This window comes from Nocardioides proteolyticus, from assembly GCF_051280635.3.
Classification (GTDB): domain Bacteria; phylum Actinomycetota; class Actinomycetes; order Propionibacteriales; family Nocardioidaceae; genus Nocardioides.
In genome coordinates this window covers 58,194-70,786 of record NZ_JBNBPO030000005.1, presented here as the reverse complement: position 1 = coordinate 70,786, position 12,593 = coordinate 58,194, and the positions used below count along the sequence as shown (strand labels likewise).

Here is a 12,593-nt window from a genome sequence, read left to right as displayed (position 1 = left end):
GATGGCACGAGACGTCACCCGCAAGCAGCTGGCCCGCCGGGGCCTGCTCGTGCTCGTCGCCCTCGCCGTGGTCGGCGCCTTCGTGTCGCTGCGCGGCAACGGCACCTTCGGCTCCCGGCCGCACGTCGTCGCCGAGGTGGCCGATGCCGGTGGCGCGTTGCGGGTCGGCTCCGACGTGAAGCTGAACGGCGCCATCGTCGGACGCGTGGCGGGGATCCGGCAGGCCGAGTCGGGGGCCGCCGTCGCGCTCGACCTCGAGATGTCGGAGGCGGACCTCGACGAGGTGCCCGCCAACGTGGTCGCCAGGATCCTGCCGGCCACCGTGTTCGGGACGACGTTCGTCGACCTGGTCGCGCACGACCCACCCGTCGGCTCGCTCGAGCCAGGAGCGACCATCGAGGCCGACGCGACCCAGGAGACGCTGGAGCTGCAGCAGGCGCTCGACGACATCGACCGGCTCGTGAAGGCGTTGGGTCCCGCCGAGCTCGCCGCGGCCATCGGCTCGGCCGTCGAGGCGCTCGACGGCCGTGGCGACCGGGTGGGCCGCACGGTGCGGACCCTGAGCTCCTACCTCGGCCGGCTCAACCCCCGCCTGCCCCAGGTGCGCCGTGACGTGGACGCGCTGGCCACCACCCTCCGGCTCGTCGACGAGATCGCGCCGGACCTGCTGGACGCCACCGACGACGTGCTGGTCACCATGAGCACGATCGTCACCCAGCAGGCCGCCCTCACCGCCCTGGTCAGCGGCGGCACGGACCTCGCGCGGACGTCGGGCGGGTTCCTCCGCAGGAACCAGCGCGACCTGGTGCGGTTCCTCGACAACGCCGCGCTGCTCGTCGACGCGGTCCACGACAACCGGAAGGCCGGGATCACCGACGCCATCGCGATCAACCTCGCGCTCGGCCGGATCCTGCCGACCACGGTCAGGGAGGGGTTCGTGCGGACCGACGGCGTGCTCAAGCTCTCGCCACCGCCCTACTACGGGCCGGGTCAGCGCCCGCGCTACCGCACCGTCGGCGAGCACCGCGCCGGACTCGGACTGCTCGCGGGAGCCCAGCGATGACCGGGCTGCGGGTGACCGCCGCCAAGTTCGCGGCGTTCGCGGTCGCGAGCCTCCTGCTCCTCGCGCTGCTGGTCAACACGATGACCAACGGCGTGGACGGGCCCGCCAAGGAGTACGCCGCGGAGTTCACCGACGTGAGCGGGCTGCGGGTCGGCGACGACGTGAAGGCGGCCGGCGTACGGGTCGGCCGTGTGGAGAGCATCGAGGTCACCGCCGAGGGTGCGCTGGTCGGGCTGGAGCTCGTCGACGAGCAGCCGCTGCTCGACACCACACGGGTCGTGATGCGCTACCAGAACCTGCTCGGCCAGCGCTACCTGGCGCTGGTGCAGGTCGGGGAGTGGGGCGAGCCGGTCACGGAGGGCGCCACCATCCCGGTCACGCGCACCGACCCGGGGTTCGACCTCACCGCGCTGCTGAACGGCTTCCGGCCGCTGTTCCGCGTGCTGCAGCCGGGCGACGTCAACACCCTCGCCGCCTCGCTGGTCAAGGTGCTCCAGGGTGAGGGCGGCACGGTCGAGCAGCTTCTCGCCCAGACCGCCGAGCTGACCAGCTTCCTCGCCGACCGCGACGAGGTGTTCGGCGAGGTGATGACCAACCTCAAGCCGGTGCTCGACAACCTCGCCGGCCAGGACGACGAGCTGGCCGCCACGGTGCGGGAGCTGCGTCGGCTGATGACGGGCCTGGCGCGGGACCGGAAGTCGATCGGAGCCTCGATCGACGGCGTCAGCCGTCTGGTGGGTGCGACCAGCTCCCTCCTGCAGGAGGTGCGCCGGCCCGTCACCCGGACCACCGACCGCCTGGCCTCGGTCGCGGACCTGCTCGAGCGCTCGCGCGAGCAACTGGCCACGGTCGTCCCGGCCTTCACCACCGTGTTCGAGTCGCTGGGCCGGGCGATGTCCTACGAGAACGCCATGAACGTGTACGTCTGCTCGATGGCACTCACCCTCGGACCGGCCGGCGACGGCATCCCGCTGTCGGGCAGCCACGACGGACCGTGGTCGGCGGTGTGCCGATGAAGCCGCTGAGCGAGCGGGACCCGTTCCGGGTCGGCCTGGTCACCCTCGCGGTCCTCGGAGCCGTCACCGCACTGGTCGTCCACCTGAGCCTCACCAACTTCGGGACCAGGGAGTACACCGCCGTGCTGGAGCACACCGCCGGCCTGCGCGCCGGCGAGGACGTGCAGGTGCACGGCGTGCCCTCCGGCGAGGTGACCGCGATCGCCCTGGAGGACGACCACGTGGTGGTCACCTTCGCGCTCGACGCCGACATCGACCTGGGCGAGCGCTCGCGGGCGACGGTCAAGGTCGCGACCCTCCTCGGCAGCCACTACCTCGAGATCGACCCCGAGGGCTCCGGCGAGCTGGCCGACGACCGGATCCCGCTCGAGCGGACGGCCGTCCCCTACAACCTCCAGGACGTGCTGGAGCAGGGGTCCGAGGCGCTGGACGAGCTCGACCCGGAGCTCCTCGCCGAGGCGTTGACCGCCGTGGCGGGCACCCTCGGCGCGAGCCAGGAGGAGATCGGTCCCGCGCTCGAGGGGGTGGCCCGCCTCTCGGAGGTGGTCGCGCGGCGCTCCGGACAGGTCGGCGACCTGCTCCGCTCGACGCGCGAGGTCACCGACCAGCTCGCTGCCGGGAGCGCCGACATCGTCGGCCTGATGAGGCAGTCGAACCTCGTGATCAGCGAGATCACCGCTCGCAGGGAGGCGATCCACCGGCTGCTCGTCGAGACGACGGAGCTCTCGGAGGCGCTGACCGCCGTCGTGGAGTCCACCGACGGCAGGCTCGAGCCCGCACTCGCCGACCTCGACGCCGTCCTGCGCACGCTCAACCGACAGGACGAGCAGCTGACGCGCCTGCTGGAGGTGATGGCACCGGCCGTCCGCTACGTCACGAACGCGACCGGAAGCGGTCCGTTCCTCCCGCTGTACGTCGACCCGCCGGCGATCCCGGCCGACGACGCCACCTGCCGACAGCGGGGTGCCTGCTGATGCGCACCGAGCTGCCCCTGCTCCGGTCGGTCGCGGCGCTGCTGGCCGTCGCGGTCGCCCTGGCGGCCGGCGGCTGCGGGGCCGGAGGCGGATCCGACACGATCGAGGTGAAGGCCTACTTCACCGACGCGGCCGGGCTGTTCGTCGGCAACGACGTCGGGATCCTTGGGGTGCCGGTCGGGGAGGTCGTCGCGATCGAGCCGGCCGGCGACAAGGTGCTGGTCACGCTCGAGGTGGACGCCGAGCAGCCGGTGCCGGCCGACGCGGGGGCCGTGGTGGTGGCCCGCTCCGTCGCCACCGACCGCTACGTCGAGCTGACCCCGGTCTACCGGGGCGGGAAGCGGATGCGGGACGGCGCCACGATCGACGTCGACCGCACCCGGACGCCGGTGGACTTCGACCAGGTGCTGGAGTCGCTCAACCGGTTCGCGACGGGCATCGCCGGCAGCCGGCGCACGACCAGAGCGATCGATCGGTTCATCGACGCCGGCGCCCGCGCGCTGCGCGGCCGGGGGCCGCTGCTCAACCAGGCGATCCACTCCCTGGCCGACGGCGTCGACGGGCTCGCCGCCCAGCGGGGCGACATCGCGGCGACGCTCCGGTCCCTCGACACGCTGCTCGCCTCCATCGCGACCAACGAGGCCACCGCCCGGAGGTTCATCCGGCAGGTCTCGAGAGCGGCCCGGCTGCTGGCGGACGAGCGCCACAGCTTCCGGCGCGCCCTCCGGTCGCTCGACCGGGCGGTGACGGCGGTCGCCGAGTTCGCCGTGGCGCACCGTGCGGAGATCGTGGACACCGTGGAGGGCTCGACGGAGCTGATGGGCACCTTGCTGGAGAAGCAGGACCGCCTGGCCGAGATCCTGCGGGTGATGCCGGCCGCCCTGGAGAACCTGCGCCTGATCCCCGGGGACCGGCTCCCCGTGCGCATCGACCCGCTGATCCTCGACCCGCTCGGCGGCGTCCTCCAGCAGCTGTGCGCCTCGCTGCCCGGTGACCTCTGCGAGATCATCAACGGCACCCAGCCGGGGACCGGCCGGTGAGCGCGCGGACGAGGGCGCTCGTCGCCGTCGTGGTCGGGCTGGCCCTGGTGACCCTAGCGGGGTGCACCACGACGATGGGCGACGTCCCGGTGCCGGGCACGGGAGTCCCCGGCGACACGGTCCAGGTGCGGGCGCGGTTCGACGAGGCCCTCAACCTCACCAGGGGCGCTCCGGTCAAGGTCAACGGCGTCTCCTTGGGCAAGGTGGAGTCCATCGCCGTGGACGGCTTCGTCGCCGAGGTGACGATGACGCTCCAGGACGACGCCCGGCTGCGCCAGGGCGCCCGGGCCCGACTGCGCTACACCACCCCGCTGGGCGAGCTGTTCGTCGACGTGACCAACCCCGTGTCCGGGGCGCTCCTCCCGGACGGTGCGGTCCTCGACCGCGCGGACACCGACACGGCGCCGTCGGTGGAGGACGCGCTCGCGCAGGCCTCGCTCCTGGTCAACGGCGGTGGGCTCGACCAGCTCCAGACCGTGACGGAGGAGCTGAACCGCGCGCTGAGCGGCAAGGAGGGCGACTACCGGACGCTCCTGGACCGGGCGACCGTCTTCCTCACCCGCGCCAACGAGACCACACGCACCATCGACCAGGTGCTGGACTCGCTGTCGTCCCTCTCCCGCACGCTCTCCTCGCGGGAGCGCACGATCAACCGGGCCGTCCGGGAGATCCGCCCCGCGGCCCGGGTGCTGCGGAGGCAGACGCCCGACTTCACACGGCTCCTGGCCGAGGTCGAGAGGTTCACGGCTGTCGCGAACGGCACGGTCGAGGCCACCCGGAGCCAGCTGCTCACCCTCCTGCGGGAGGTGGAGCCGGTGCTGGCGGAGCTCGCCCGCAACAACGGCACGTTCGACCGGTCGCTGCGCGCGGTGATCCGGGCGGCGGCGTCGGCGGACGAGGTCGTCGCCACCGACTACCTCAACATCAGCCTGCAGCTGCACCTCGACGGGGTGGACGCCGGTGGCGCGCTCGAAGGCACGCTCGCGGCCCTGCTCGACCTCGTGGGTCTCGACCTGCCGCTGCCGGGGCGGGCGCGCCGCGCGCCGGCACCCGCGGACCCGGCCGGGCTCAACGGGCTCGTCGGCGGTCTGCTCGAGAGGAAGGGACGAGGATGATCAGGCGACTCCTGGCCGACCGCCTCCACCTCAGCGTCCTGGGCATCCTGGTCGTGCTGGTGGTGAGCGTCGGGTACCTGTTCGCCGAGGTGCTCGACCGCCCGCTGACGTCCAGCCCGGAGACCGTCACGGTGGAGCTGGCACAGACCGGTGGGCTGTTCGAGGGGTCCGCGGTGACCTATCGCGGTGTCAAGGTCGGCAAGGTCGAGTCCGTCCGTCCGGCCGACGACGGCGTCGTCGCGGAGGTGGCGCTGACGGCCGACGCCGCAGTCCCGAGGGACTCGCTGGCCCGGGTGCGGAGCCTCTCGCCGGTCGGCGAGCAGTACCTGGACTTCCAGCCGAGGGAGGCTGGCGGCCCCTACCTGCAGGACGGCGACGTCGTGCCGGCGGAGTCGACCGACCTGCCGAAGACCCTGAGCTCCACCGTGGTCGCGGTCAACGAGGTGCTGAGCCAGGTCGACGACCGGAAGCTCCGCCTGGTCCTCCAGGAGCTGAGCGCGGGCCTGAGCGGCACGGGCGAGGACCTCGGCCTCATCCTCGACCAGGCCTCGGCGCTGCTGGAGTCGCTCGACGAGGTGTGGCCCGAGACCGAGCGCCTGATCGACAACACCGGCCCGGTGCTCTCCATCGCCACCGACAACGCCGACTCCCTGCGGGTCCTTGCGCGGTCGTCGAAGCAGTTCGCTCGCTTCCTGCGCGACTACGACCCCGAGCTCCGCGACGTGCTGGCGCGCGGACCCGGCCAGCTGAAGGAACTGGTGCGGTTGGTGCGCGACGCCGATGAGGTGCTGCCCGGCTTCCTGGCGCGAGGGGTCAGCTTCACCGACGTGTTCGCCTCGTACGAACCCCACCTGAGGGCTCTGCTGCAGCGGTACTCGCCGGGCCTGCGCTCACTGCTGGAGAAGGTGCGCGGCGGTGAGCTGCGCATCTCGATCATCCCTGACAAGGATCCACGGTGCGACTACCGCACCAGCCGGCTCGATCCGCGCTCGACCGACCGTCGCCCGCTGCAGAAGGACGGTCGCTGCTCTGCGTCGTTCGCGACCCTGCAGCGTGGCGCCGCGCACGCTCCGGGACCGGTCCGATGAGCCGCGACCACCGGCCCGGACGCAACCTGCTCGTGGCGCTCGTCGCCGTGCTGGTCGCGTGCCTCGGCGTCGGGGCGTGGCTCGTGGTGGAGAACCGCGAGCAGTCCGAGGACATCGCGCAGCTGCGGGAGAGGGCGCGACTGCTCTCCGCCGAGCAGGAGGCCGAGCAGGACGCGCTCGCCGCGGCAAGGGCGTTCGTGGCCGAGGTGACGACGTACTCCTACAAGCGGGGCGAGCACGACTTCGACTGGGTCGACGAGCTGCACGACCCCGAGGTGCGGGAGCGCTACGAGCCGGTGGTGGCGGACCTCCAGAGGGCGATCCGTCGCAACCGCACCACCGCCAGGGGACAGGTGGTGGAGTCGGCCGCCCGGGTCGTCGACCCGACCCAGGTCGAGGTGCTGGCCTTCGTCGACCAGGCGCTGACCGATCCGAGCGGCGAGGTCAGCGTCGAGCAGTCCAGCATCACCCTCACCATGAAGCTCGTCGACGGGGAGTGGCGCGTCGACGAGATCGGGTTCCTCAACGCGCTCAACCCGTAGCGTGCCCTCGCCCGGACGGGCATGCTCTAGATTGACGCGCGTGGGGCAGCACGACGGCGACGGGCACGCGCGGCTCAGGGCCGCGCTCCGCAGGGTCGTGCTCGCGGCCGTCGGCGTCCCGTTCGTCGTCGCCATCGCGATGTCGCTGGTCGACTCCTACCGACGTCGCGGGAAGAAGCCGAAGCCCTTCCCCACCCGGGCGCCGAGCACGGTCGCCGTGGGCGAGGGCGAGGTCACGACCTACACCTACGGTCGCGACCTGTACGACGACATGCTGGCGGCTATCGAGGGCGCCCAGCGGCAGATCCTCTTCGAGACCTACATCTGGAAGGGCGACGCCACCGGGGAGCGCTTCAAGCGTGCCCTGATCGCCGCGGCCGACCGCGGGGTCGAGGTCTACTGCATCTACGACGCCTTCGCCAACCTCGTGGTGGCGCCGCCGTTCAAGCACTTCCCGCCCAACGTCAAGGTGCTGCGGTTCCCGGTGTACTCCGCGGGTTGGCGCTTCTTCGACCTCCGGCGCTACGGCCGCGACCACCGCAAGATCCTCGTCGTCGACGACAGCGTCGGCTTCATCGGCGGCTACAACATCGGTTCCGCCTACGAGAGCGAGTGGCGCGACACGCACGTGCGGATCACCGGGCCCGCGGTGTGGGACCTCAAGCGGGCGTTCGCCGACTTCTGGAACCTCAACCGGCGGCGGCGGATCCGCGGCTCGGACCGGCCGCTGCTGCTGGAGACCGCGTCGACGTGGGAGCCGCGGGTGCGGGTGCAGCGCAACGTGCCGAGGCTGTGGATGTTCCCCATCCGGTCGATGTACCTGGAGGCGATCAACCGCGCCACCCACAACATCTGGATGACCCAGGCCTACTTCCTGCCCGACCAGGACTTCGTGGACGCCATGAAGGACGCCGCCCGGCGGGGCGTCGACGTACGCCTGCTGCTGCCGCTGAAGTCCAACCACATCGTCGCCGACTGGATCTCCCGCGGCTACTTCGGCCAGCTGCTCGGCGCCGGGGTGCGGATCCTGCGCTACCGCGACGCGATGGTGCACGCGAAGACCGCCACGGTCGACGGCAACTGGGCGACCGTCGGCACCGCCAACGTCGACCGGCTGAGCCTGCAGGGCAACTTCGAGATCAACGTCGAGATCATCGACGAGGCCTTCGCCAAGGAGCTGGAGGCGATCTTCGAGGTCGACCAGTCGCACTGCCTCGAGCTCACCAGCGGCGAGTGGGAGGCCCGCGACCTGCACCGGCGGTTCACCGAGCTGATCCTGTCGCCGCTCAGGCCGCTGCTCTGATGCCGCTGCTGATGCGGCCTCCTGTCCGCGACCTCCGCGGTCGCCGGGTGTTCGTCACCGGAGCCGCCAGCGGCATCGGGCGAGCCGTCGCGGAGAGCGGCGCGGCCCAGGGTGCCGTGCTCCACCTCACCGACGTCGACGCCGACCGCCTGGCAGCCGTGGTCGACCGGATCCGTGCAGCCGGTGGGCAGGTGGCCGTCGCCGAGGCGGCCGACGTCTCCGACGTCGAGGCCGTACGACGCCTGGCCCGCCGGGTGACCGAGGTCTCCGGCCCGATGGACGTGGTGATGAACGTCGCCGGCATCGCGGTGTGGGGCACGGTCCGGGGGATGCCCCACGACGACTGGCGCCGGCTGGTGGAGGTGAACCTGATGGGACCGATCCACGTGATCGAGGAGCTCCTGCCGCCGATGATCGACGCCGGCCGCGGCGGCCAGCTGGTGAACGTGTCCTCCGCGGCGGGAATCATCGGCATGCCCTGGCACGCCGCCTACAGCGCGAGCAAGTTCGGGCTGCGGGGGGTCTCGGAGGTGCTGCGGTTCGACCTGCGCAAGCACCGGATCGGCGTGAGCCTGGTGTGCCCGGGCGGCGTGGACACCGGACTGGTGGAGACGATCCGGATCGCGGGGGTCGACCAGCAGAGCCGTCGCTTCCGGAGGGCGCGGGCGCACTTCCGCAGGCGCGCGGTCAGTCCCGAGCGCGCGGCGGAGGCCATCTGGCGGGGAGTGCGGCGCAACCGGTTCTGGGTCTACACCTCGCCCGACGTCCGGGTCGCGCACTGGGCGCAGCGCTGGTTCCCGCCCGGCTACGTGCTGGCGATGCGGGCGCTCAACCTCGGTGCCAACCGGGCGCTGCCGGCCGTCGAGCGGGCGCGCCGCCCCGGTTTGTAGAACGTGTTCTAGCTCGCTGCTAGGGTCCGGCCATGACCCAGCGCGTCGTCGTCATCACCGGGGCCGGCAGCGGCATCGGCCACGCCACCGCAGCCCTGTTCCGCGACCTCGGCGACATCGTCTACGGCCTCGACGTCGCGGGCTCGTCGCCCGAGGGGGTCCGGCACGTCGGCTGCGACGTCTCCGACAAGGGCGCCGTCGACGCCTCGATCGGCGCGATCGGCGCGGAGCACGGCCGGATCGACGTCCTCGCCAACGTGGCCGGCATCGTGCAGTTCGGTCGGTTCGAGAATATCTCCGAGGAGCAGTTCGACCGCACCCACGCGGTGGACCTCAAGGGCCCGTTCCTGACCATGCAGGCCGCGCTGCCGTACCTGCGAGCCTGCACGGGCTGCATCGTCAACGTGTCCTCGGTCGCCGGCAACGTGGCGCAGCCCTACTCGGCGGCGTACGCGGCGGCGAAGGGCGGGCTGACCATGCTCACCCGCTCGCTCGCCCTGGAGCTATCGCCGGAGGGCATCCGGGTCAACGCCGTCTGTCCCGGCACGGTGGACACCCCCATGGTCGCGGGCGTCGCGGAGTCCTTCCCTCCCGACCTCGACCGCCGCGTCTCCGAGCGGCTGTTCGGGATGCTGCCGGGCCCGCCGATCACGCCGGCGGAGCTCGGCTCGGCGATCGTCTACCTCGCGTCGCCGGAGGCCCGGATGGTCACCGGTGCCGTCTTCGCCTTCGACGCCGGCATGAGCTGAGGGTCTAGGCTCGGGCCGTGGACGACCTCGGCGCACCGCGCGTCGCCCCGGGCGGCTGGCGCGAGGTCGGCCCGCCGGTGGTGGCTCTCGCCCGGGTCGCCGGCCGCGTCTCCGGCACCGAGCCGCCCGCCGTCTTCCTCACGCTCGGCCGGCACCGCCGGCTCTTCTGGGGGTGGCTGCACTTCGCCGGCCGGCTGATGCCGGGCGGCCGGTTGTCGCGCCGCGAGTCGGAGCTGGTGATCATCCGGGTCGCCGCCCGGCTGGGCTCGGCCTACGAGCTCGCGCAGCACCGTCGGCTGGGCCGGCGGGCAGGGCTGAGCGCCTCCGAGATCGCGCTGGTCGAGGAGTGCGTCGAACCGGTCGCCGGGTCCACCCTGTCCGACCGCGAGCAGCTGCTCGTCTCGGTCGCCGACGAGCTGGTCGCCGACCAGGACCTCTCCGACGCCACCTGGAGCCGGCTGGCCGGCCTCTTCGACGATCCCGAGCGGATCGAGGTCGTGATGCTGGTCGGCCACTACTCGATGCTCGCCACCACGCTCCGCACGCTGCGCGTGCGCCCGGATCTCCCGCGCCGGCGGCCCGGGACGTCGGGGCGCCGGAGGTCCGGCCCGGGCGGATCCTGACTGTCGGCGCGCCGCCGTACGCTGGCCGCATGCGTCCCGTCACCGATCTCGAGCGCCGCGTCGCACCGTTCAAGGTGGAGTCGGACTACGTCCCGTCCGGCGACCAGCCGGCCGCCATCGCGGAGATCACGAAGCGGGTCACGGCGGGCGAGTCCGACGTGGTGCTCCTGGGAGCCACCGGCACGGGCAAGACCGCCACGGTCGCGTGGGTGGCCGAGCAGGTCCAGCGGCCGATCCTGGTCATGCAGCCCAACAAGACCCTCGCGGCGCAGTTCGCCAACGAGCTCCGGCAGCTGTTCCCCAACAACGCGGTGGAGTACTTCGTCAGCTACTACGACTACTACCAGCCCGAGGCCTACGTCCCGCAGACCGACACCTACATCGAGAAGGACTCCTCGATCAACGAGGAGGTCGAGCGGCTGCGGCACTCGGCGACCAACAGCCTGCTGACCCGGCGCGACGTGATCGTGGTCTCCACGGTCTCGTGCATCTACGGTCTCGGCACCCCCCAGGAGTACGTCGACCGGATGATCCGGCTGCGCGTCGGGCAGGAGCACGACCGCGACTCGATCCTCCGCCAGCTCGTCGCCATCCAGTACACCCGCAACGACCTGAGCTTCACCCGCGGCACGTTCCGGGTGCGCGGCGACACCCTCGAGGTCTTCCCGGTCTACGAGGAGATGGCCGTGCGGGTGGAGTTCTTCGGCGACGAGATCGAGCGGTTGATGACCCTGCACCCGGTGACCGGGGAGGTCCTCACCGAGGACGAGGAGCTCTACATCTTCCCCGCGAGCCACTACGTCGCGGGGCCCGACCGGATGGAGCGGGCGATCGCCGGCATCGAGGCCGAGCTGGCCGACCAACTGGAGCGGTTCGAGCGCCAGGGCAAGATGCTCGAGGCGCAGCGGCTGCGGATGCGCACGACGTACGACATCGAGATGATGCGCCAGGTCGGCTCGTGCTCGGGCATCGAGAACTACTCCATGCACATCGACGGCCGGATGCCCGGCTCGGCCCCCAACTGCCTGCTCGACTACTTCCCCGAGGACTTCCTCCTCGTGATCGACGAGTCCCACGTCGCGGTGCCGCAGATCGGTGGGATGTACGAGGGCGACATGTCCCGCAAGCGCAACCTGGTGGAGCACGGCTTCCGGCTGCCGAGCGCGATGGACAACCGGCCGCTGCGGTGGGAGGAGTTCCTCGACCGGATCGGCCAGACGATCTACCTCTCGGCGACGCCGGGCGACTACGAGCTCGACAAGGTGCGGGGCGACGTCGTCGAGCAGATCATCCGCCCGACCGGGCTGGTCGACCCCGAGGTGGTGGTCAAGCCGACCAAGGGCCAGATCGACGACCTCATTCACGAGATCAGGCTCCGCACCGAGAAGGACGAGCGGGTCCTCGTCACGACGCTGACGAAGAAGATGTCCGAGGACCTGACCGACTACCTCCTCGACGCCGGGATCCGCACCCGCTACCTCCACTCCGAGGTCGACACTCTCAAGCGGATCGAGCTGCTCCGCGACCTGCGGCTCGGGCTCTACGACGTGCTGGTGGGCATCAACCTCCTGCGCGAGGGCCTGGACCTCCCGGAGGTCTCGCTGGTCGCGATCCTCGACGCCGACAAGGAGGGCTTCCTGCGGTCGGACAAGTCGCTGATCCAGACCATCGGCCGGGCCGCCCGCAACGTGTCGGGCCAGGTCCACATGTACGCCGACAAGGTCACGCCGTCGATGGCGGCGGCCATCGACGAGACCAGCCGGCGCCGCGCCAAGCAGGTCGCCTACAACGAGGCGCACGGCATCGACCCGCAGCCGCTGCGCAAGAAGATCGCCGACATCACCGAGATGCTCGCGCGCGAGGACGAGACCACGCAGGAGCTGCTCCAGACCTGGGCCGACGCCGGCGTCAAGGGCCGGGCCGGGGGAGTGAAGGCCAAGAAGGCGCCGACCCCACAGCTGCGCAAGAGCGACGTCGGCGGGCACGCGAGCGAGCTCGCCGGCCTGCCGAGCGCCGACCTGGCCCAGCTGATCCAGGACCTCACCGACCAGATGAAGGCCGCCGCCACCGAGCTGCAGTTCGAGCTGGCGGCCCGGCTCCGCGACGAGATCGGCGACCTGAAGAAGGAGCTCCGGCAGATGATGGAGGCCACGAAGTGACCTGGGCTGCCGACGACGGGCTCGGCCGGTC

12 protein-coding genes are annotated in these 12,593 nt (G+C 71.8%); all 12 read left to right on the top strand.

What is annotated here, in order from left to right:
- Position 1 precedes the first annotated feature (1 nt).
- The 12 genes from ACPOLA_RS04490 to uvrB are packed head-to-tail and all read left to right on the top strand — an operon-like array spanning position 2 to position 12,562.
- Positions 2 to 1,063: an MCE family protein gene (locus ACPOLA_RS04490; protein WP_435769195.1), complete on the top strand. Its 1,062-nt coding sequence runs from the start codon at positions 2 to 4 to the stop codon at positions 1,061 to 1,063.
- Positions 1,060 to 2,079, top strand: coding sequence for an MCE family protein (locus tag ACPOLA_RS04485; protein ID WP_435769194.1), 1,020 nt, complete (start codon positions 1,060 to 1,062; stop codon positions 2,077 to 2,079). The genes ACPOLA_RS04490 and ACPOLA_RS04485 overlap by 4 nt, the downstream gene beginning before the upstream one ends.
- Complete coding sequence (locus ACPOLA_RS04480; protein WP_435769193.1) at positions 2,076 to 3,053, top strand: MCE family protein; 978 nt, start codon at positions 2,076 to 2,078, stop codon at positions 3,051 to 3,053. Before ACPOLA_RS04485 ends, ACPOLA_RS04480 begins: the two co-directional genes overlap by 4 nt.
- Positions 3,053 to 4,093 (top strand): MCE family protein, encoded by a 1,041-nt coding sequence (locus tag ACPOLA_RS04475; protein WP_435769192.1) that lies wholly within the window; start codon positions 3,053 to 3,055, stop codon positions 4,091 to 4,093. The genes ACPOLA_RS04480 and ACPOLA_RS04475 overlap by 1 nt, the downstream gene beginning before the upstream one ends.
- Positions 4,090 to 5,208 (top strand): MCE family protein, encoded by a 1,119-nt coding sequence (locus ACPOLA_RS04470; protein WP_435769191.1) that lies wholly within the window; start codon positions 4,090 to 4,092, stop codon positions 5,206 to 5,208. The genes ACPOLA_RS04475 and ACPOLA_RS04470 overlap by 4 nt, the downstream gene beginning before the upstream one ends.
- Complete coding sequence (locus ACPOLA_RS04465; protein ID WP_435769190.1) at positions 5,205 to 6,296, top strand: MCE family protein; 1,092 nt, start codon at positions 5,205 to 5,207, stop codon at positions 6,294 to 6,296. Before ACPOLA_RS04470 ends, ACPOLA_RS04465 begins: the two co-directional genes overlap by 4 nt.
- On the top strand, positions 6,293 to 6,838 hold the full coding sequence (locus tag ACPOLA_RS04460; RefSeq protein ID WP_435769189.1) for a hypothetical protein: 546 nt from the start codon (positions 6,293 to 6,295) through the stop codon (positions 6,836 to 6,838). The genes ACPOLA_RS04465 and ACPOLA_RS04460 overlap by 4 nt, the downstream gene beginning before the upstream one ends.
- Positions 6,839 to 6,878: 40 nt before the next feature.
- On the top strand, positions 6,879 to 8,141 hold the full coding sequence (locus ACPOLA_RS04455; RefSeq protein ID WP_435769188.1) for a phospholipase D-like domain-containing protein: 1,263 nt from the start codon (positions 6,879 to 6,881) through the stop codon (positions 8,139 to 8,141).
- Complete coding sequence (locus tag ACPOLA_RS04450) at positions 8,141 to 9,031, top strand: SDR family oxidoreductase (RefSeq protein WP_435769187.1); 891 nt, start codon at positions 8,141 to 8,143, stop codon at positions 9,029 to 9,031. The genes ACPOLA_RS04455 and ACPOLA_RS04450 overlap by 1 nt, the downstream gene beginning before the upstream one ends.
- Before the next feature lie 32 nt (positions 9,032 to 9,063).
- Positions 9,064 to 9,780 carry an SDR family NAD(P)-dependent oxidoreductase gene (locus ACPOLA_RS04445; protein WP_435769186.1) on the top strand — a complete coding sequence of 239 codons (717 nt, stop codon included), beginning with the start codon at positions 9,064 to 9,066 and terminating at the stop codon, positions 9,778 to 9,780.
- A gap of 17 nt (positions 9,781 to 9,797) precedes the next feature.
- The gene (locus ACPOLA_RS04440; protein ID WP_435769185.1) at positions 9,798 to 10,403 is read left to right on the top strand and encodes a carboxymuconolactone decarboxylase family protein; all 606 of its coding nucleotides are present in this window, start codon (positions 9,798 to 9,800) and stop codon (positions 10,401 to 10,403) included.
- Positions 10,404 to 10,432: 29 nt separating this feature from the next.
- Entirely contained in the window at positions 10,433 to 12,562 is a 2,130-nt protein-coding gene (gene uvrB, locus ACPOLA_RS04435) for an excinuclease ABC subunit UvrB (RefSeq protein ID WP_435769184.1), read from the top strand.
- Positions 12,563 to 12,593 lie beyond the last annotated feature (31 nt).